We start from the raw sequence: 21,724 nt of genomic DNA, 5'->3' as shown, positions 1-21,724 counted from the left end.
TCTACATCACCCCCTGTCTTGCAATCAGAGAGGGTTCTGCAATCAGTTTTTTGGCGTTTTCAGCAAAGAGCAGAGTCCGTTCATATTCATATTGATACCGGAACCGGATTTCCACCCGGTTGCCGGTATAGACATGAATCCACTCAATCAGGGAAACCATGACCTTTCGGGACAGCTCGGTGATATTCCGGTTCTTTTTGAAGGCTTCCACCCAAATACTGTTTGCCCCTTTTCCCGCAAGAATCGTATTTCTATCCTGTTCCAGCCGTTCGGCGGCTTGCTGTGCTTCCACACACTTTTTTCCGTAGATGCCCTTGAACTCCCTGTATTCCTCTGCATCAATCACACCGCTTTTCAAGTCCTCATAAATAGACACTTTGAGGTCTTTATACTTTTCGATTTCCTCCTGCTTCATCAGAAGCTGAGTATCAATCTTTCTGATTTCCTCCTGCTGCATGGGAAGTGTGTCGATAGACGAGATAATCTGCTCTATATCCAGAATCGAAGCGATATGATTTTGAAGTGCTTGCAGGACCGCCTTTTCCAGTATCCGCTCACTGATGCAGTGGGTGGTGCAGCCGTCCCCGGCCTTATTCTTTGAGCAATAATAATAGGTGTAACGCTTACCGCCTGCGGGTACGATCTTCCGTACCATGCCGCTCTTGCAGTCTGCACAGAAAATCAAGCCGGAGAATGGGTAAACCGTTTCCTCGTTCGGTGCGAGACGGGTGTCCTGTGCAAGCACACGATTCACCGTATCAAACACCTCCTGCGAAATAATCGGCTCATGAGTGTTTTCCACCCGAATCCATTTATCCTCCGGCTTCAGCACCCGCTGTTTGATTTTGTAGTTGGGGGTGCTTTCCTTTCCCTGCACAAGATGCCCTGCATAGATGGGGTTTTTCAATATCCGCCCAATCGCCACGGCAGTCCATTTTGCCGTGGGCTTTACCTGAAAACTGGTAGCAAAATTCAGCCCCAATAACCGCTTGTATTCCATAGGGGACGGCTCACTGATTTCATTGAGTCGGTCGGCGATCCCTTGCTGGCTTAATCCCTCCAGCTTCCAAGCAAAAATATCCCGCACAATCTTCGCAGCATAGGGGTCAATGACCAATTGATTTTTATTTTCTTCCGACTTCAAATAACCGTATACGGCAAAGGAGCCGATGAATTCGCCCTTTTTACGCTTTATATCAAGCTGGCTCCTGATTTTAACGGAAATGTCCCTGCAATACGCATCGTTGACGAGGTTTTTAAAAGGAATAATGATTTCGTCTGACTGTGTTCTTTCCTTTGCGCTGTCATAGCCGTCGTTGATGGCAATGAAGCGCACACCCAAAAACGGAAAAATCCGCTCAATATACCGACCTGCCTCGATGTAGTTCCTGCCGAAACGGGACAGGTCTTTGACAATGATACAGTTGATCCGTCCGGCTTTTACGTCCTCCATCATCAAATTGAAGGCAGGACGATTAAAGTCAACGCCACTAAATCCATCATCTATTCGTTCCGAACAGAGGTGGATTTCAGGCGTTGACTTTACAAAATTGGCTATTAAATCTCTTTGATTGGAAATGCTGTCGCTTTCCGTTTTATCGCCGTCCTCTTTGGACAGACGCAAATATCCGGCAGCATTATAAATTGTTGTTTCCTTGTTTAACGGCATAACGAAACCTCCCGATTGAAAAAGTCAAGAAGCAAAACCTGACTGAATCAATGGGCGTTCGCTAATATTAGTCCGTTTTTATTATAGCACCCTTCTCAGGGCGCGTCCAGACAAAACAGCAGCTTTTCCGAACCCACATGGTCAGGCTCCGCCCATAAAAATCATCCATCTCACATCATCCTCAATAAACTTTCCATTCTGTCCTCCAGCGTGGCGTCGGTATCGTTAAAGCTGATTTTGACAACCACCTTTCCGCACCGGTAGCAATATGGATTTCCTATTTGCCGAATAAAATCCAGTATCCGTTCTTCTTTAGGCAGCTTTACATTGACCTTTATATCGTTAATGTCAACCAGCGTATCCGGGTTGACCGTTCGCACATCCACCTGTTTCAATGCCGAAAAATCCATTCGGGAGAAATCAGAGTTTCCCATGGCCTACCCTCCCATCTATAAAAATGACACTCATATAGAAATATATGAAATCTGCCGATTGTCCTATTCAAAGTATGCTTTGTCCTTCTTTGACCGGATAAAACAGCGAACGTCTGAAAGCCGGTCAGTCACCGGCATATCGGGCAGTGCCGCCAAAATATCATTTTTATAGCGGCGGCCTGCGCGGCTGTCCAGAATGGAGAATACACAGGTGTCGCTTTCCCTGCGAATGCCCCGGCCGATCCACTGACGGAGCTTGATGAGCATTCCCGGTACAATCACTTCATTTAGATAAGCATAAAAATCCGGGTACAGGGTCTTTTCATATTCCAGCACCGGGTCGGGTGCCGGGAACGGCAGCCGCACCACAATGAGGGAGGACAAAATATCCCCGGCCAGGTCAATTCCTTCGCCTGCGCTGTCACTGGCGCACAGCACACCGTTTCCGCTGTTTCGGAAAGCATCCAGTGCGTCAAGGCGTCCCTTTCCCATACGGTAGAGCGGAAATTCTGTGACCTTTCTGGAAAGCTCGTCATGGACCTGCTCCATCATGCGGTAAGAAGTGAACAGGATCATGGTGTGCCCGTGGGCAGCATAGATCAGCTCGGTAATGCGGCTTACTATGGCTTCAAAATAGCCGCTGTCCCCATTTACCGGAACAGGTATATCCTGCGGAAGATACAGCAGGGCGTGGCTTTGATAGTCAAAGGGAGAAGCCTTGCTGGTTTCAAAGATGCGGCGGTTTTCCGTCAGCACAATACCGTTGTTCCTTTTAAAGTGGGTAAAATCTTCCCCAACAGAAAGCGTACCGGAGGTCAGAATATAGGGAATATCCTCACTCCAAATATCCTCCGCCAGCAGATAATCCAGCTGCTTGGGCAGGGCGCAGATACGGCTTGCCGCCCCCCCGGTCATTTCCAGCCAGAGGATAGACTGCGGATGATGGAACAAGATAGAGAGCTTGTTGTCCAGCCGTTCCATGCGGCTTACCAGCCGGTCATAACGCTCCCGCTTTTCCCTTGAGGTGGTATAAAAAAGCACCGAAAGCCTGCGTAAGACAGCCATCAGTGTTTTCAGAATTCGTATGCAGTTAAAATCAATTTGTACCGTATAGCAGTTCTTGTCATAGCCCCTGCCCGAAGCGTATTTTAAGGCTTCAAAGAGCAGGCTGTTCTGCTCTAACAGAGTTTCGCACAGCCGGACGATTTCCTCTTTATCCGGGTTGTTCACGCCGGTTGCCCGAAACAGGCTGGCAGCCAATCGCTCTATTTCCACATGCTCCAGTGTCATGCCGTACATCTGCCTTGCGGCGTCAAGAAGCTTGTGGGCTTCGTCAAAAATCACTACTCCACGGGGCGGAAACAGGGATTTTCTTCCGTTCTTCCGGCTTAATACATCTGCCAGCACCAGATTGTGGTTGGAAATCTGAAAATCATAGCCGAGGGTCTGCGCCTTGCGGGTAAACTCCCGGTAGCGGCAGACAGCGGATAAATCACAGTTTAAATGGCAGCGTTCCACGTTAATGCAGGATTTCACATAGTCCGTCAGGGGCAGATTGTCCAGATCGAGGGGACAGGCTCCTGTAAACAGCTTGGTCAGGGTAGATAAAAGCTCCTGATCCTCCCGTCTGTCATTGTGGGCGATGGAGGAACGATACCCTTTTACCCGGCTGTCACAGGCATAATGGGATTTTCCCTTGCGGACTATGAAGGATAAGGGCTTGTCGATAATGCGGTGCTCCATCAGAATTTCGGAAATCTGCGGAATGTATTCCTCCGTCAGTGCCTTTTGCAGTGCTATGGTTGAGGTGGATAGGATGGTGGGCAGTTTGTTTTCATTGAACAGGTTGTAAACCGTGACCGCCAATATGTACGCATGGGTCTTTCCGGTTCCCACCTCGGCCTCGCAAAGCGCCAGCCGGTTTTCCTGCAAGGCTTGAAGCATTTCCAAAGCAAGGTCAATTTGATTTTCCCGGTTATCCATGCCGTGGGCGGGTAAAATGCTTCTGAAAATATGGTTTAAAAGCTTCTGCGCCCGTTCTCTGGGACTTGCCGTGAAAATGCTGCTCTTGGACGATTTGCATGAGAGCTGCGAAAGCATTTTTTCTTTCGCCCTTTGACAGCCGCTTTCATTCAGCGGCTTTTGCTTGGTAAACAGCCGTTTTGCTTGCAGGCTCTCCAGCTCTACTATGCGGTAGGTATAGGTTTTTCCCGTGTAATATTCCAAAAGCGCACAGCTTCCGTCCAACAGCACAATGCGTTCTTCGGGGCGGAGCAGACCTGCTTCATAAAGCCTGTTTTGAATATCTGCCATGCAGACAGGTTCGTTCATAAATTTTTGCCTCCTTTGCTTGCCTAAAGAAGCGATACAAGAATGCGGCGGAAGCAGGAACGGTTTGAGAAGTGTTTAACTTAAAAAGCCTGTTCCGCCGCATGGTTTCTACCGCTTCCATAGAACACGATAGATTTTTATTTCTAAAGCAAAGGTGTGTGGGCGATCCGGCCGGTTGCTGCCGGATCCATAAAAGCCGCCCCTCATTCTTTCTCAAACGAGGGTGATGCGTTCTCCCGGTCACTTACCGGGCTGCTTTTTTGTACAGAAGTATCATGATATTCGGCAGGAATCATCGCAATCCGTTCCACCACAGAACGTAATTACCGCAGATTTTATCGCTTGGAGGGCATTGCCCTCCGCTTGGCGCATCCCGGTATGTCGCTTCTCCTGCCGGTAAAGTTACCCACCACACCGACTATATTCTGTTTTCAAGGATCAGGCGAAAGGAGTCTTAGAAAAACTCCTTTCACCTAATGTCAAAAAAACAGGGGGTGTACGGGTATCGGATTAAAAATTTTTAAAATATTTTTTGAACTTATGAGAAGCGGCTGTGATGCTCTCCGCCACAGAGGTAAAGAATACCCCTTCTATGGCTGCAATTTTACGATAGGAATAACCTTTAAAAAAATGTAGAATAAACCGCCGCCGTTGAATTTCTGTAAGCTCTCCACTGTCCAGCAGCTTTTTCGCCGCAGTCATAGCCCTTTTGCTCTCGTTTTTATGTATTAATTCTGTATCAAGCGGGGGTGTAGCAAGCGCTTCTGTTTCCTCCAATCCGTTCAGACTCACGTCCAGACGGCTTGTCCGGTTTTCCTGCATGACCTGTTCGTGATAGATTTCATCCGACAGAGCTTTCAGCTCCAGAAAGTCCTCTGCGGTTCTCCCCGGATTCTCCGCAAGATAATCCTCCAGCGTCACTTCCACGATACGGTCTGCAAATTTATAAACAATGCCCTCGCTGAATTTATTGAGAGCATAATCACTTTCCTTGTAATTTTTCATGATCCTTTCCTCCGAACTTTGAATTTTTATAAAATCCAAAGCCCAGAGGAGGAGAACGGCAGCGAGGTACTATAGCTGCCTCGGATGCCAAATCATTGTAAAACTCTGTAATTTTCTGTCGTTGTGAACGGTTTCTTGTCGAATAAAAAAAGTCAGCAGATTGCCAATAGCAAAATGCTGACTTTTTTAGAACAGACTTATGAAATTGTATATGTAATGGGTGACATAGATGAATTGCGTTGTTTTTATCTACACCTCCGTGCAGAAGGTAGGGTGTTGTTACTCATAGAAATACCTCGTTCTTCCGTGGCGGGCGAAAGCCAGTATCCTGATTATCCAACACTCCGTCAAAAGCCATAAAAATGAGCAAGGGCCCATCCTCTATATAGAGAGGGTGGACCCTGCGTGGTTTTGGCAGCCAGACTATCATAACGTTCGAAAACGTCTTAGACCCTCAGCTTTGCGTCCCCAACTTTTATTGGGTTTGCCCATATGCTTATTAATTTGTTGTTTCTCCGGTACTCATAACATCACTTTTCTAAAAACATTTTAGGACAATTGAACTATAAATACTTATCTTCAAATACTTTTGCCAGAAGGGGCTTGTTATAAAAATAGCCCTGTGTTAAATCACAGCCGGTCTTTGCCAACTTATCAAAAATAGTCCGGTAGAGAGTTACTCCCACAGAGTTATACATAGATGAAATACCCAATTCCTTTTACCCTTTTACGTCCGTCAATATTAAAATAGTTAGCTCAGCAAATAAGCTTGTTTTCGCCATTGAGCAGTCCATTGTATGACGAACCGTTGCGATCAGATAGGCATTACTGTTCCCACCTATATGTCAAATTCCTTCAATGTATTCTTTTAGCTTTTTGAAACTTTTATCACTGATTGCATGTTCAATTCGGCAAGCATCCCGCTCTGCCGTTGCCTTGTCTACACCGACAGCGATAAGCTGCTCCGTAAAGAATTGATGGCGTTCAAATATCGTTTCAGCTATTTCGCGGCCATTATCGGTTAAATGAAGGTAACCGTCAGTGTCCATTGTCAAATAACCGCCATTACGGAGGACAGTCACTGCATGGCTGATACTGGCTTTGGTATACCCCATGTGTCTGGCAAGATCAACGGAACGTACCATACCATTTTGTTTTTGCAGGATAAACACCGCCTCCAGGTAATCCTCTCCTGACGTATGAAGTTTCAGCGTTGCATCACCTCCCATGTTTCCTATACCGTTTTAATAAATCCAGATTTCTTATCTCCCGGAAGCTTTTAAAGCGTCCATTCTTCTAAACTCATTTATCATCATACCAACCGCAACAATAAAGACTGTCACATCAGTAATAAGCGGAGCAGCAAATACTCCATGTACACCGAACCCGGCAATATAAGGCATGATAATGGCTGCAGGTATGTAAATAGCTATCTGGCGTAAGATAACTAGAACACTTGCCTTTGTAGCTCTGCCAAGGGACTGCATTAAGGTCAGAACCACAATCCAGACTCCCAATAAAATATATGAGAGGAAAAACAAGCGAAAATCCCCCACCCCCTGTTCGACTACGGATGGCGTCGTAATAAACATGGAAAGAATGGTCTTCGGTACTAACATAATCGGCAGGTAGAAAATAAGCGCTAATAAAGTTGCTGTGATAGCAAACACTTTGGTGATGTGCTTTACCCGGTCATATTGTTTTGCGCCGTAATTGGTCCCTACCGCCGGCTGATAACCCTGGGAAAGTCCCCACAGGGGGATAAATGCAAAAGACACTACCCGGTATGTTGCACCGAGTATAATCTGCCATGTATCTCCGCCATACTGTGCCGCAAGATTATAAAGTGCAGTTTGTTGTACCAGCATCATCACCTGCATCAGCATTGCAGAAAAACCTACACCGATGATTTCAGAAAAAAGAGTTTTTTCTACACGAATTGCATTGATTTTCACATTCTTGCTTTTCTTTTTAAAATACCAAAGGGAAGCTATTGCATAAGCGATCTGCGAAGCCACTGTTGCATAAGCAGCTCCATCAATACCCATATTATAGGGTTTGAGAAGTAAAATAAAAATCGGGTCAAGGATAATATTCATAATAGCGGAACCCGCACTAAAGAGCATTGCCTGTTTCAACAATCCCTCGCCGCGCATAATCATATTTGAGGACTGTGCAAAATTGACGAACAGGCTGCCTGCAAAAATGATGCGTAAATACCGGAGCGCCAGTTCCAGAATTTCTCCTCTTGCGCCAGAGAGCATCAATATCTGTTTTGTAAAAACCATGCCCACAACCATGATGACAAGTGAAAATATCAAATTCATGGCTATCAGATTTCCCATTATCTTGTCAATCGTAGACTGGTCCTTTTTTCCAATCGCCCTGGATAAAATTGAAGCGGAGCCGATACCAATGAGTGTGGAGATACCACTATTAGCAAGTGTAAATGGATATGACACAGATATCGCAGCCATAGCGTTATCTCCCACCATTTGTCCCACATAAACTCCGTCCATAAAATTGTAAAGCCCAATCACCACCATACCGATAATCGCAGGTACACTAAGTTTTAATACCAAACTTTGCGGGCTATCATGAAGCAGCATAGATCGAGTATCATTTTTATTTGACATAATATCACATCCTTATCTTTTTAACTATCCACTTTTTAAGTTACCGGAAATTGCTTTATTTTAGACCGTCCAACCGAGACTTTCCTGCTGTATGTGGAATAATTTGCTGTACAGTCCTTTATGTTCGAGAAGTTCCTTGTGTGTACCCTGCTCCACCAGTTCCCCCTCGTTCAATACCAGGATCTGGTCGGCATCTACTACAGTCCGCAGACGATGGGCAATCATTATAACCGTCTTTCCTTCTACAAGTCTGGCAATGGCCTGTTGAATCAATACCTCGTTCTCCGGGTCAAGGGAAGCGGTTGCCTCGTCCAACAGAATAATGGGAGCATTTTTTAGCAGTGCACGGGCAATAGAAATACGCTGCCTCTCTCCGCCTGACAAGGTGCTGCCGTTTTCACCGAGAATCGTGTCATATCCCTCTGGCAACCGTCTGATAAACTCATCACAATGAGCTGCTTTTGCAGCCGATACAACCTGCTCATCACTAGCATTCATATTTCCGATTCTAATATTATTAAATACCGTATCATTAAATAAGGTCACGTCCTGAAAAACAAATGACATGCTGCGCATTAAATGCTCTGGTTCAATTTGTTTCAGGTCCTTACCGCCGATTGTCACAATACCTTTATTTACATCCCAAAAGCGGGCAATAAGTTTTGCCAGGGTACTCTTTCCGCTTCCGGACGGTCCAACCAGGGCAGTAATGCTGCCCGTATTTATTTTTGCTGATACATTTTTTACTACGTCTTCTTTTCCATAGGCAAATGTAACCTGCTTTAGCTCGATATCATAATCTTTAATATCCTGTTCTTCTCCCTCCATAGCCGGTGTATTCAGCAGTATACGCATCCGTTTTGTAACCGTTCCCAGATGGAACAGGCTGGTAAGTTGTGAAAGGATAGATAATATCGGTCCGTATATTTGGGTAGAGAACATCAATAAAACCAGAAGAGGGTATAGTTCAATCTGTCCCCCCGTAATCAGGACTGTACCGATAAATATAGTGATTCCCAGGCTTGCCTGTAAGATCAGACTCGCACATTGCACAAGTATACCGGAAGCCAATTCCACTTTAATTGCCATCTTTTTCATTGCCATGAGAGCCTTATTCAGCGTTGAAAAACGCTCTCCGCTTAATCCACAGGATTTGATAATCTTGACACCCTCCAGATACTCCTGGATCTGACTGGATGCCGCCAGCTTCACTCCCACCTGCTGGTCAAACAGATGTAATTGCAGCTTGCGGCCGCACCAAATAATAAAAAAGCAGACAGGCATGGTACAGAATATTGCCAATGCCATGCGCCAGTCAAAAAAGGCTAAGCATACGCATGTAAGTGTAACCGAAATAATATTTGCTATAAGCGGAGGAATTGTACTACTAAGCATGGACTCCATGCTGGCACAGTCAGCCATCATATTTGTAGTAATATCTGACAAGTCTTTTGTGTTAAAGAAGCTCATGGGGAGCCTTCTTAAATGTTCTGCAATCCGTAACCGCGTATTGCTTGCTTCCTTATATGAGGCAAGGTATGTTTTTTTGTAATCATTCTTAGCAGCGATAAAGACCAGGATTGTCGCAATCACTCCTAATCCCAGTAACACCCACATAGTTGACCAGGATATCTCCTGCCCCATAAAGGGCTTTAAAAGCTGGCTGAACAAGAGAATTGGAATCGCAGCCGAAAGCATGATGGACAGGTTTGTCAATGTGCAGGCAAAAATTGCTTTTTTAAGGTCTGAATACCCCTTATCAGATAATAACAGTCTCTCTTGTAAAAATTTCATTCCGTTTACACCGCCTTCCCTGTATGGATTTTCCAATTGACTGATTCTACATAGCTGTTCCACATCTGTGTGTATTTTCCGCCATTTGCTACTAATACATCATGGGTTTCCTGTTCAATGAGATGTCCCTGCTCTATGACAAGAATCTGGTCGGCGTTACGGATTGTAGAAAGCCGATGGGCAATCATAACCACTGTTTTGTCTTTAATTAATTTCTCAAAGGCTCTCTGGATTAAATATTCATTTTCCGGGTCGCTAAATGCGGTTGCCTCATCCAGCACTATGATGGGAGAGTCTTTGATAATGGCCCTGGCAATAGCAATGCGCTGCCGTTCCCCGCCGGACAAACGTATTCCGGCAGAACCAATCACTGTATGATATCCATTCGGTAATTTTTCGATGAACTCGTGACACTGGGCTGCCTTTGCTGCCTCTATAACCTGTTCCTCTGTAGCATCGGGATTTCCCATCCGGATATTATCCAAAACACTTTGTTTAAAAAGAAATGTGTCCTGAAATACAAAGCTTACCTGTTTCATCAGTCCCGAAAGAGGAATTTCACGGATATCCACTCCTCCAATTTGAATGCCTCCGTCTGTCACATCCCAAAAACGGGAAATCAAATTAGCAATGGTGCTCTTTCCGCCCCCTGACGGACCAACGATTGCCGTCACCTCTCCCTGTTTGGCATGAAATGACACGTTATCCAACGCCTTTACGACCACGTCCGCTTCGGCTTCGTAAGAAAAACTCACATGATCAAAGACAATATCCTTACCCTGCTCTTTGGCGCCTCCTCTGTGATCCGGTAAAACAGGAATATGTAAAATATCTTCCATACGCTCCACATTGCCGTCAATCTGGGTAAATGACTCAGAAATGAACATAATTTTATTTAAGATACCGGATATGGCCGGCACTAAAATCAAATAAAAGATAAAGGTTAAGGAGTAGCTCCTGTAATCCGTCACATTTCTTCCAATCAATATTCCCACAGGAATCAGTAGCAGATAGATACTGTGGATAATCGCTGTAAACGCAGGCATGCAATTCCTCCACCCCATGGCATATTCCAATACAAAGGAAGTGTAATCTGTTATAGATTTGCTTAGTCTTTTAAAGGAATCGGCCGTCTGATTAAAGGCTTTGATTTCGGGCATGCCTCGTACATACTCCACAGATGCATTATTCATATCTTCCTGGGCGGACTGAAAATGATGCATCTTCTCTTTGGCGTCCCCATTAAATCCTAAAAATTGAATGGCAAAGGCCAGCACAATTCCAAGCAGAGAGGCGACACCATAGCGCCAGTCAACCGTCAAAAGAATTATGACTAAAATGAGCGGAGCCACAAGAGATGCCACAAAATCCGGGAATTGATGGGCGATAAACTTTTCGATACTTTCTATATTCTCGTCCATAATCTTTCTCATACGACCGCTTCCGATGGTCAGATGATATCCTAATGGGATTGCAGTGATATGATCCGCAAAGTTTAATTTCAATTCATACAATGTGCCAAAGGCCGCCAGATGGGAACACATCAGAGCACAGAAATAAAGTACCACATTTCCTGCAATGCCAGCCAGGGCAAACCAGCCACACATCAAAATGGCAGGCATATCTGCCGCTGACATATCCGGAAACACCAAAATCAGTTCCCTGATAACATAATAGATTGACAGATAGGGTATAAACGAACATACTGCCGCCAACGCAGACAGTATTCCTGAAATAAGAACTAATCCTTTGTGTTCTGATGCCAGCTCAAGGCAACGTGCCATTCCTGTTTTCCTTTTCTCCTCCTTGTTCTTTTCCTGTTTCATTATTGTTCCTCCAATTCCATAATATTAGCGCTACAGTTAGAACTAACTAACTGCATTGTATTATATCGAAAAAATCCACGGTTCTCTACTCCATTCCAAAATAATTTTCCGAAAATAGCCCGAAATTCCAACAACTTTACTCTCTTACAGACAGCTCAATACCCCATTTTCTCCAGTAAATAATCGGAAGAATTCATCAGAAAATCGTCTGTTACCTTCCCCTCTTCCAGCCTGATTGCTCTCTGGCAGCAAGACAGCACACATTCTGCATCATGAGTAATCACCAGAATTGTACGTCCTCTCCCAGCCAATTTCTGAATAACATGGCTGACCTTTCTCATATTTACCCCATCAAGACCGCTGGTCGGTTCATCTAAAATAATAATAGGAGCATCATGCATCAACGCCACTGCCAATGCGAGCCTCTGTTTTTGCCCACCTGACAAAGTGGACGGGTGTTGTTCTCTATACTCATACAAATCCAATTCTGTTAATATCTGTCCAGCCTTTTCCTTTATTTCAGGCGATTCTTTACTGCCCAGCATCAGCTCGTCTATCAGATCCTCACCAAATAACTGGCTGTCGAGATCCTGGGGAATATACCAGACAGTTCCCCTTCTCTTTTTTATATTGCTTTTATTTCCAAACAAAGTAACGCGACCGGAATCTTCCTTTAATAATCCGGAGAGCATTTTTCCCATCGTGCTTTTTCCCATCCCATTGGAACCTATGATAGCTATAGACTCTCCTCTTCTGCAGGAAAAGTTGATGTGGTCTGCAACCACTAACTTGCCAAATGTTTTACATAAATCTTTTACTTCTAAAATTACTTCACTGTTATTTTCAAGTGGCATCTGAAAACAGGTCATCGTATGCAGGTCAGGGGTTCTTAAGCCCAACTTTCTGATTTCCTCTGCGGCCAGCTGCCTGACCTCAGCCTGCGTAAATTCATGCATAATGCGGCCATCTTTTATATATAAAAACCTATCTGCAATTGGCATCAAGTAGTATAGTCTATGTTCCGCAATCAGAATTGTTTTTCCTTTCTCTTTCAGTTTCTTTATTGTATTACCTAGCCGCTCTGTTGAATCCGTATCTAAATTTGCGGAGGGTTCATCCATAACATAAATCTCCGGCTCTATTGCCTCAGCAGAAGCAATCGCCACCTTCTGTCTCATTCCATAGGAAAGATTCCGAATATTATAATTTAATATACCATCTATACCCATACTATCGGCTGAAGCATGGACATGGGCCACAATATCTTCGTGCGAATACCCGTAATTCTCGCATCCGAACGCAATCTCCCCTGCCACCTCATTTGCAAAAAATTGGCTCCGTGGGTCCTGAAACACATTTCCTATAATCTTTCCCCTCTCCCAGGATGGATAATTGGAAAGGGGTTGTTTCTCTACATTGACTGTCCCTTTTAAATCGCCCTCATAGAAATAAGGAATCAGTCCATTAATAACTCTGGTCAGCGAACTTTTTCCACTGCCTGACGGACCGGTTATAACCACCGTTTCCCCTGCCTTAATATTTAAATTGATATCGGTAAGCTGGGGGATTTTATGTTGATATGAAAATGTAACATGTTGCATTTCTATCTCTTTTCCCATTATTATTCTCCATATTCTAATTAGCTTCTCAGCTTTCTATAATCTTTTGGCAAAATACCATAAACATCTTTAAATGCAACAGAAAACTTACTTGCATTGGAATACCCTAATGAAAAGGCAATTTCACCAATTTTCATTTCACCATCTAAAATCAGCTTTTTAGCAATCCCCATTTTGTATTTCTTCAAAAATGCATATGGGGAATCTCCATAAACATGATTAAATATTGTTTGAAACATGGTAGTCCCCATATTTTTTTCTTTCACCAGTTGTTTAAGTGAACGTTCCTCATCTAAGTGAGTAATCATGTAGTTCCATATTTCTTTCACTGCCTCAATCTGGTCTTTGGGATAATATTGTTCTTCCTCAGCATCACTTCGTTCAATATTTTGTAAATAGAAAAGTAGTTCCAGAGTTTTAATTGCAAAGTAGCAGGTACTTTCCTTTCCTTTTGCTTCATAGATTTCATCAAACAATCGTTGTAATTTGGAAGGCATCTTGCTGATATACCATGCTGTGTTCAATGCTAATTTTTCCTCAATCGCTTTGATATCTATAGAAAAATCAGCCATTATTTTTTTAGTAGACAAACTCATTTTTTTCTCATCAATCACCAGCGTTACGGCATCAAAGTAACCGAACGGAAAATAATATGAAGCCGGCAAATGCTCACCGCTGCCAATCCAGAAATAGTCCTCCGACAAATGGGCACATATATTATTTGAAAATTCACAGACAACTCTTCCCCTGCGGCAACAGGAAATCTCCAGAATCTCACTGTATGGAGTTACCGGGATAAAAGCATCTTCGGAATTAAATTCCATAAAAACCATTTCCATTCCTTCAAATACTTTGTATGTAACAATCAATCCCTTCCCCTGGCATTCGTACCGTTCTATTAAACAATCGCTGTCACTGTGCATAACTCTGGCATTCCGGCCGAACCATTCTTGAACTTCCTGCTTTTCTGGCATGATTTTTATCCTCCATTATGCTCCTATTATGTTGCAGATTATCTGCGGTTTCCTGCTCAAAGCTTCCGCATGTCCCATATCCTCACATGCGTGGACTATAACGGGATAAATACTGACTCTTTCAATTAAACTAACAGAATTTGGAGCATATGTTTCATTGCCGCCATACATAATTACTACTTCCGTTGATATTCTTTCTTCCCTGTCCCGGATATCATATTTGTACGCTGCAAGAGCAGTCTGAAATAAGGTTCCAAAGGTTATGCCAGCACACCCCATTGGCTGAAGAACCTGGGCATCATTATTGTGTAAATATCCCATTTGTTTTTGCATGTATTTCATCATATGCTTTCCATGTAAAACACGATTCATCTGCCACGCCATAATAAGGCTGAATATGTATTTCATATTTCCCATGGATTCGTATTGTCCGCCGTCCAGTATCAGTTTATTTATTTTAATATCACCTTTGAATGCAAGTTCAAGCGCAATACTTGCACCCAGAGAAATACCATAAACTGTATCTACCTGATTTATTCCCTTCATCTGCAGTAAATTACTGATATAAGCTTCACTATGAATGACAGAAGTAACCGCACCATCGGACGAAGCATTATGGCCTGACAATTCCGGGATTATGAAATAATAATTTTTTCCTAATATATGGAGAACCTTATCAAAACAATTCTTCCAATTGAATCCCATTCCATGTATGAGAAGCACTCTTTTACCATTTCTATTCCCACGCAGATGAATCTTAGATTGATCCTTCTTCATAGGTTTCCTCCTTCTCTAATATTTTATCTGTCAAAGCCAGGTCAATATTTAATTGTGGTAAATCATGTATAACGGTTTCTAAATCCACGATATCCATAGCATAATAAATTCCGAAGTCTGGTTGTTCTTTTACCAGAGCCTTAACCGTATAGGCAGCAATGATTGAACTAATATCACTGCTGTATGAACTATGTACGACCGCAGTTTTTAGGTGATCCTGATTATTATTTGAACCGGTTACTTCAATATGTATATAATTATATGCCGCTGTTGTACCACTGGTCACTTCAAATAGCTTGATAATGGAATCAATGCTTTGCTGCAATGCTTCATCACCTTGCTTCAAACCGTATTTGATGACTGCCTCCTGCATTAATTTCGTGATTTCTTCTCCAAAAGAGGCATAGTACCAGTTTGCCCTCCTGGGCTTATAATTTTGAGTAATCCGCTGTAATTCTATGGTATAGTAATTTTGCAGTGTGTACTCCTTATTTTCTACAATCCTATAGATTGGTGTTTCATCCCTCTTTAACTCACCATCTTCATAATAGTTTAATGCGGTTCCAAATCCGGCTGTATTTGTCAAAATAAAATCTTCGATTGCAGATCTGCTCGGAATTTCATTCGTAATGCTCAGCCCCATAATACAATCTACTGACTTTAAGCCCTCACATAAATATTTCATCAACAGGCCAGTCATTCCTGGGAAGAAACCACTGGATAATACAAAAACCGATTCGTTCTTTATATCTGCGATTCTGTCTTCTAAAAATGCCTCACCAGAAGGGTCCACAACAGGTATATGATACTTAGCCGCTGCCCTTGCAATTTTTTCTCCATTGACAAAGGAGGCACCCGCACAATTTACAATAATACTGCATTGACTGCAAAAGGAGTCTAAATCATCAGATATATTTACATCTAATTGGACATATTGGTTTTGGGCAGTAACTGATGGTTTTATCGAATGATAGGAAACTAACAGCTCATATTGATTCTCCAACAGTTTTACAACTCTTTTACCTATTTCACCAGTTCCACCTAATATTCCAACTTTCTTCATATTCGTCCCCTTTTTCTAGGGTGTCCATACAGTAATGAACACCCCTTGACCATTGTTAATAGTTAAAATCCAAAATCTTAGAAATGTTTTTTTCCAGATTATCGCCAATAATACAATCAAAATGCTGGCCTGCAATTGTATTATATTTTAAATTCCCTTTAATATAAGGTTTCCATGTCTCAAAATCTTCCTCAAAAAATCCCGGATAGAAATGGCTCCCTAAAATCTCACAGCAGAAAATCCTTATGTTTCCATAGTAAAGCTCCGGTATATAACTGGACACGCACCTGAAATTTTGTGAGAATATCCGGAACAGTACATTCAGCATCTTCAGCTGATGTTCCATCAACTCCCCATTGGGCCGCTCAATTGTACGGTATAAAGCATTTAGCCTTTCTGAAATCGTATAGCTGACGAGCCGGCGGAACTCTTCTGCCACATCTTCATACTCCCCACCTGTTTCGCATAATGCCTTAACAGTAATTTCTCCGCTTCCGCATCTGGAAATATATTCAATATATTGCTGTAATCGCTCATCACTTACCTGATAACCTGCTTTATATGCATCTGCCCCAATCACCCTTGCAAAAATCCGCTCCAACAACAGTTCGTTGTCCAGACTTGAATGCAATGCATTCCGGAATATCTCATCCGATGCGTCCGCTAAAATTGTGTTCTCTTTCCTCTTTGGAATACCTGTACTTATCAGCGTCACATCAGAAACAGAACTTTCCTTATTCCTCAGATATTGTGCTGTTTCCAGGGCAATCAGACCACCCACGCAATGGCCCACAAGAATATAATTTTTATAGCCCATTTTTTCCAATATCTCACCATATTTTCTTCCCAGCAACCGGAAGGTCTGGCTGGTTTCCATGGAAATATACTCGGCATCATTTCCAAAAACAAAACCGATAATGCTTTCACTGTCCTTGCTGTCCTCTTTTATGCGAGACAGCAAATCCGTATATGGTGTCAAGGTTCCCGCTCCGGCATGGAAGAAAACCTTTGCAACAGATTCCTCATTGTTCAAACTGCTATTTTTCAAAACCATTAAGGACGGGTCCTCAAAATTCCCCTTATCATTTTGATGTTTCACAAGGCTTTCTGCTATCTGCTTAATAGTGGGTGCTTTCATCATTTCTGTCAGAAGGCTGCTCCACTCCCAACCAGATGCTTCCGATATATTGTCCATCATCTTCCCGATGATTTGAGCAATCAGCAGAGAATCTCCGCCAACCAGATAGAAGTCATCATTTCTCCCCACTGAAGTAAGCCCTAATTCTTTACACCATATTTCTGCAATGCGCTGTTCCAAATCTGTCTGGGGCAATTCGTCCTTTTTCTTAATGTTCTCCTTACGGTCCCAATTCTTAAAGTATTCTTTGATTTTTCTGGTGTCCACTTTTCGGTTTGCAGATAATGGCATATCCGGTAGAATCAAAATCTGGTTTGGAATCATGTATGGAGATACCGTACTCTCTAAATAGTTTCTAACCTCCTCTTTTTCTAACTGCTCATACTCTCCAGCAAAGCGAACTACATATATTGTCTGTCCCGCTAAATCCAATTTGCTGCTCTTATCAGGGAATTCATAAAGCAGCTGCCCATCATGCCTCTTAAATATATTCTCCCACTGTGTTCGTGTGAAGAATGTCTGGTCATGTTCGCTGCGCTCATCCGTAAAACCGGTTAAGCCATCCTTAAATTCCATTGATGTTAGCAACAGGTAACTTGTTCGTGTTTCCTCAAGTATGATAATGGATGCGTCTTCAGATAATAGGCCCTTTAAATTTTTCATAACACTGTTAATATTCTGCGAGTTATGAAGCACATTTGCACATAAAATCACATCGAAGCTAAATGCCTCATACCCTTGCGATATGAAATCTTCATTGATATTAAAAATCCCATATTTTACCCAATTATACTTACCAAAGTTCTCCTGTGCTTTATTTAAGAAGAAAACCGAAAGATCAGTAAAATAATATTCTACATTGCAGCCCTCAAGTTCAGGTATCACATCGAGAGAGGTTCCTCCCACTCCGGCACCCACCTCTAATATTCTAAAGGGTTTCTCCGGACTCCTTTTATTCTTCTTTTCGCACAAATAACGTATTTCTTTCGTAGCAATATTGTTGAGCATCCCATTTACTTTGTTGTCATGATAAGCTGCCAACGCCGGGTCTGTATCGCCCTTTGGAAATAGAATATTCAGAGGGTCTTCTTTTCCCTGAATTAGTTCAGGAAGCAAGTCACTCGATTCCTTCAGATAATCAACAAACTCTTTGCTGTATTGGAAATCGTCCTCTATTTCATAAAACTCTCCCCAAAGCTTTTTAGAACCTAAATCTGCGTTTATCGCAGAAGCTTTGTATGTATTGGCTTCGCATGAGATAATCCCTTCATTAACCAATACCTGCAGCCACCTTTTAGTCAGTTTATGTAGTTTCTCTGGAATCGACATCATCTCTACGATTTGCTCAAAACCGAAGGCTTTGGATTCATCTGAAAAAATACCATAGTGTCTAAAAGTGTTGTATATATCTGCCGAAACAACTTCTTCTGATTTTTTAATCCATTTTTCAAGTAAATCCTGGTCTATATGTTCTTCATAATATTGTTTTATGGACTTAAGCAAATATGTCTCTTTATCGTCCGGAACCGGTGAAGCTACAGTCTTTTTCCTGATTGGGGAAATTGCTGCATCAATATGCAAATCCTCTGGGCTTTCTCCTAAAGCTAAAGCAACAGCCCTTTCAATTAGCGGATGCTCATTTAAAACAGAACCTATTTCAGCCAGTTCAACTCTGTGACCGTGTATTTTAACCTGGTTATCACCATCCTCGCGTCCTTTAAAAATAATAACTCCATCCGGTAAATAGCAGCCCTTATCCCCGGTTCTGTAAATGCGCTCTCCGCTCCAAGGAAGACTAAGGTACTTTTCACGATTTAACTGTTCATCCTTAAGATAGCCGGAGGATAATCCGATTCCTCCAATGTACAGACTTCCATCCACTCCATTGGGACAAGGCTGCATTTCACTGTTCAGAACATAAAATGTTTGATTTGACATTGGATATCCATAAGGAATGCTTTTGGTAAATACAGCATTTCTAGGTATATCGTAACTGATTGACCAGATTGCCGCTTCTGTGGCTCCACCAAGGCTGACAACACGGCACTTACCAAACAGATTATAAACCCGCTGCGGCAAGGTTACGGGAATCCAGTCACCGGAAAGCAATAACAGTCTCACCTGATAATCTACACTGACATTTGCGGATTCCAGATAAGAAACAATCATCTGATGCAAAGCCGGAACCGCATTTATAATAGAAACCCTATGCCTGATTATTAATTCCGCCAGATACTTAGGGTCCCGTATTTTATTTGTATCTGGTAATACTAACGTTCCCCCTGCTGAAAAGCAGCCAAATAAATCATATACAGAAAGGTCAAAGGATAGATTAGACAGCCCTAAGAACACATCTCCCTCACCAACTGCATATGTTTCATTAACATCTGCAATGGTATTTGATGTTGCGCGATGGGTCATGATAACCCCTTTTGGTTCACCGGTTGTTCCAGACGTAAATATAATATAAGCCGGCCTGTCATAATCTAATTTGTTTGCCGGCAGTGTCTCTGTCGGTTCAGGTTTCAGACCGTGAACATCTACTATATTGCAGTATTGCTCTAATTCCTCATTCTCCAATTCTGCAAAAAGCAGTTTAATGTCTGCATTCTTTATTATTTTTCCTTTGCGTTTATCCGGCTGCTGTACATCAATTGGCACATAAGTTGCTCCGGAAATAAGAGCAGCCAATACCGCAGCTACCTGCCATACATGTTTTTTAGTATCAATGCCTATCTTGTCGCCATCCTGGATTCCTGCCTCGCTCAAAATACGCAGGACAGCATTCACATAGCCTCCAAGGGACCGGTAAGTATATTCTCCCTTATCAGTTATTAATGCTGTTTTTTCAGGATAGAGCTCAAATGATTTCAGAAATCCATCTTCAAGCATTGCCGGCATAATATTTTTAGAAGTATTATTTACATCACCTCTTATTTTAAGGGTTTCCGCTGTAAGCTTGACCGGATATTTTTCCTGGAAAACTCCATTATTATCGTCAGCCATAGATTGAATCAACAACGCAAAGCTTCCAAACATTTCATCTATTATATAGTCCTCAAATACACCATTGCGTACATCCCAGTTAATCGTGGCGCCACCGTTTTCTTCTGCAGCCTGGCAGTCTATATATACCTGTGGAGTCTGGCTCAGCTTATATACAATTCTGTTTTTTACAGTTGTATCGTCCTTTGAACTAACACCCAACGTACTTGTAAATACGACCGGCATAATTACATTTTTCTTGCGCTCTTTTGTAAGGCGTCGTATTATTTCCACACCGGACACATCCTTATGCTCTAAATCGGACCAGAGATCCATCTGCAGCTTTTTCACTCTTTCCAAAAAGTTTTCGCTATATTCAATATCTATGGCTGTAATATTTACGTCTGTGAAATCTCCAACCACTTCATATATATCCTCAGCCACTTCCGGTCTATTGAGCAACGTAGTATTGATACAGAACTTTTTGTCACCGGACCAGACCGCAATTACTTCCGCCAGTGCCGCCATAACAAACACGGATGGTGTAATATTATAAGATTTTGCCAATTCAACAAAAGCTTCCCACTGCTTCTTATTTATAAACATTTTCTTCTGAAGGAAACTCACTTCCTGATTATCCTCTGTCCCAATAACCGAAAGGTTGGGCGCGTCTCCCATTACTGGTATTTTTTTATTCCAATAAACCTCCGCTTCCTGCCTGAATTTGCTGTTAAATGTTTTCCTCTTCTCCTGATATAAAACAATATCCCGGTAAGACGTAGTTGGTATAATGATTTCATGAGGATTCTCATAAAACCTTTCAAGGTCATTTAACATTACGTTCATGCTCGCAAAATCAGAAATAAGCATGTCTAATGAAAAATAAATAATGCTTTTTTCTTTCCCGATACTCAAGGCCAAATCACACATGGGCCACGTCCCAAGCTGATACTGCTTCGTAGACAACTTAGCCCTCAGTTCTTCCTGCTCGGCACTAATATCCTTATTGCGCCCGTCAAGTACTGTGATTTCCACAGAAGGTACTGCCTCCTGGACAATCTGATAACCGGAAGCCGACACAATCGCCCGCAGCATGTCATGTTTCTGTATCACTTTATTCCATGCAATCTCCAGCTGCGCCGGGTCAATTACTCTATCAACTTCGATTTCTATGTAACCATGACAGCCAATTCCACCTAAGTCATATAACCGATTTCTTCCCATAACATAGGAATTTTGTATGTCGGTCAATGGAAATTTCTCATATCTCCGTTTCGTGTCACTGGTGAATATTAAGTTATTATGTGCTTTTAAATAATCCAGAACTTCTGCTTTATACTGTCTCAGCTTATTTTTACTTTCTTCTGTCATTGCCCCTGTCGGAGCTTTGAACTTGATTGAATCACCTTCACACCAAATTACAATTTCTTTTTCTGCTAGCTCATTAATGTACTGTTGGATATTCATGATTTT

The 21,724-nt window shown here is 42.5% G+C and carries 14 protein-coding genes and 1 riboswitch; all 14 genes read right to left on the bottom strand.

Annotated features, from left to right (window positions below; translation table 11 throughout):
• Position 1 precedes the first annotated feature (1 nt).
• The 14 genes from V7D18_RS00860 to V7D18_RS00795 all read right to left on the bottom strand — a co-directional run bounded on the left by V7D18_RS00860 (position 2) and on the right by V7D18_RS00795 (position 21,718).
• Complete coding sequence (locus V7D18_RS00860; protein ID WP_426150517.1) at positions 2–1,669, bottom strand: recombinase family protein; 1,668 nt, start codon at positions 1,667–1,669, stop codon at positions 2–4.
• Positions 1,670–1,839: 170 nt separating this feature from the next.
• A complete protein-coding gene (locus tag V7D18_RS00855) occupies positions 1,840–2,103 on the bottom strand; it encodes a DUF6870 family protein (RefSeq protein ID WP_426150515.1) in 264 nt (87 codons plus the stop codon).
• Positions 2,104–2,166: 63 nt separating this feature from the next.
• The gene (locus V7D18_RS00850) at positions 2,167–4,434 is read right to left on the bottom strand and encodes an ATP-dependent DNA helicase (protein WP_426150513.1); all 2,268 of its coding nucleotides are present in this window, start codon (positions 4,432–4,434) and stop codon (positions 2,167–2,169) included.
• 510 nt (positions 4,435–4,944) lie between these two features.
• A complete protein-coding gene (locus V7D18_RS00845) occupies positions 4,945–5,439 on the bottom strand; it encodes an RNA polymerase subunit sigma-24 (RefSeq protein ID WP_426150511.1) in 495 nt (164 codons plus the stop codon).
• A 410-nt stretch (positions 5,440–5,849) separates the two neighbouring features.
• A riboswitch (cyclic di-GMP riboswitch) is annotated at positions 5,850–5,938 on the bottom strand.
• Positions 5,939–6,002: 64 nt separating this feature from the next.
• The gene (locus tag V7D18_RS00840; protein WP_288827828.1) at positions 6,003–6,137 is read right to left on the bottom strand and encodes a hypothetical protein; all 135 of its coding nucleotides are present in this window, start codon (positions 6,135–6,137) and stop codon (positions 6,003–6,005) included.
• 147 nt (positions 6,138–6,284) lie between these two features.
• Positions 6,285–6,650, bottom strand: coding sequence for a metal-dependent transcriptional regulator (locus V7D18_RS00835; RefSeq protein ID WP_426150528.1), 366 nt, complete (start codon positions 6,648–6,650; stop codon positions 6,285–6,287).
• A gap of 51 nt (positions 6,651–6,701) precedes the next feature.
• The gene (locus V7D18_RS00830) at positions 6,702–8,075 is read right to left on the bottom strand and encodes an MATE family efflux transporter (RefSeq protein WP_426150508.1); all 1,374 of its coding nucleotides are present in this window, start codon (positions 8,073–8,075) and stop codon (positions 6,702–6,704) included.
• 60 nt (positions 8,076–8,135) lie between these two features.
• Positions 8,136–9,869: an ABC transporter ATP-binding protein gene (locus V7D18_RS00825; RefSeq protein WP_426150506.1), complete on the bottom strand. Its 1,734-nt coding sequence runs from the start codon at positions 9,867–9,869 to the stop codon at positions 8,136–8,138.
• A 5-nt stretch (positions 9,870–9,874) separates the two neighbouring features.
• On the bottom strand, positions 9,875–11,695 hold the full coding sequence (locus V7D18_RS00820) for an ABC transporter ATP-binding protein (protein ID WP_426150504.1): 1,821 nt from the start codon (positions 11,693–11,695) through the stop codon (positions 9,875–9,877).
• Between the two features lie 155 nt (positions 11,696–11,850).
• The gene (locus tag V7D18_RS00815) at positions 11,851–13,314 is read right to left on the bottom strand and encodes an ABC transporter ATP-binding protein (RefSeq protein WP_426150502.1); all 1,464 of its coding nucleotides are present in this window, start codon (positions 13,312–13,314) and stop codon (positions 11,851–11,853) included.
• A 20-nt stretch (positions 13,315–13,334) separates the two neighbouring features.
• Positions 13,335–14,288 (bottom strand): helix-turn-helix domain-containing protein, encoded by a 954-nt coding sequence (locus V7D18_RS00810; RefSeq protein WP_426150500.1) that lies wholly within the window; start codon positions 14,286–14,288, stop codon positions 13,335–13,337.
• Between the two features lie 15 nt (positions 14,289–14,303).
• The gene (locus V7D18_RS00805; protein WP_426150498.1) at positions 14,304–15,065 is read right to left on the bottom strand and encodes an alpha/beta fold hydrolase; all 762 of its coding nucleotides are present in this window, start codon (positions 15,063–15,065) and stop codon (positions 14,304–14,306) included.
• Positions 15,046–16,128, bottom strand: coding sequence for an NAD-dependent epimerase/dehydratase family protein (locus V7D18_RS00800; RefSeq protein WP_426150496.1), 1,083 nt, complete (start codon positions 16,126–16,128; stop codon positions 15,046–15,048). The genes V7D18_RS00805 and V7D18_RS00800 overlap by 20 nt, the downstream gene beginning before the upstream one ends.
• A gap of 55 nt (positions 16,129–16,183) precedes the next feature.
• Positions 16,184–21,718, bottom strand: a complete 5,535-nt coding sequence (locus V7D18_RS00795) for an amino acid adenylation domain-containing protein (RefSeq protein WP_426150494.1) — start codon at positions 21,716–21,718, stop codon at positions 16,184–16,186.
• Positions 21,719–21,724 lie beyond the last annotated feature (6 nt).

It is taken from the genome of Lacrimispora sp. 38-1, from assembly GCF_049890855.1.
In the GTDB taxonomy this organism is placed as follows: domain Bacteria; phylum Bacillota; class Clostridia; order Lachnospirales; family Lachnospiraceae; genus Lacrimispora.
Note: the sequence above shows the minus strand (reverse complement) of the source record. Positions and strands in the feature narration are given on the sequence as shown.

Coding starts and splice junctions, on each gene's coding strand:
- V7D18_RS00860 (WP_426150517.1), bottom strand. CDS start 1,669: ATGCCGTTAAACAAGGAAACAACAATTTATAATGCTGCCGGATATTTG.
- V7D18_RS00855 (WP_426150515.1), bottom strand. CDS start 2,103: ATGGGAAACTCTGATTTCTCCCGAATGGATTTTTCGGCATTGAAACAG.
- V7D18_RS00850 (WP_426150513.1), bottom strand. CDS start 4,434: ATGAACGAACCTGTCTGCATGGCAGATATTCAAAACAGGCTTTATGAA.
- V7D18_RS00845 (WP_426150511.1), bottom strand. CDS start 5,439: ATGAAAAATTACAAGGAAAGTGATTATGCTCTCAATAAATTCAGCGAG.
- V7D18_RS00840 (WP_288827828.1), bottom strand. CDS start 6,137: ATGTATAACTCTGTGGGAGTAACTCTCTACCGGACTATTTTTGATAAG.
- V7D18_RS00830 (WP_426150508.1), bottom strand. CDS start 8,075: ATGTCAAATAAAAATGATACTCGATCTATGCTGCTTCATGATAGCCCG.
- V7D18_RS00825 (WP_426150506.1), bottom strand. CDS start 9,869: ATGAAATTTTTACAAGAGAGACTGTTATTATCTGATAAGGGGTATTCA.
- V7D18_RS00820 (WP_426150504.1), bottom strand. CDS start 11,695: ATGAAACAGGAAAAGAACAAGGAGGAGAAAAGGAAAACAGGAATGGCA.
- V7D18_RS00815 (WP_426150502.1), bottom strand. CDS start 13,314: ATGGGAAAAGAGATAGAAATGCAACATGTTACATTTTCATATCAACAT.
- V7D18_RS00810 (WP_426150500.1), bottom strand. CDS start 14,288: ATGCCAGAAAAGCAGGAAGTTCAAGAATGGTTCGGCCGGAATGCCAGA.
- V7D18_RS00805 (WP_426150498.1), bottom strand. CDS start 15,065: ATGAAGAAGGATCAATCTAAGATTCATCTGCGTGGGAATAGAAATGGT.
- V7D18_RS00800 (WP_426150496.1), bottom strand. CDS start 16,128: ATGAAGAAAGTTGGAATATTAGGTGGAACTGGTGAAATAGGTAAAAGA.
- V7D18_RS00795 (WP_426150494.1), bottom strand. CDS start 21,718: ATGAATATCCAACAGTACATTAATGAGCTAGCAGAAAAAGAAATTGTA.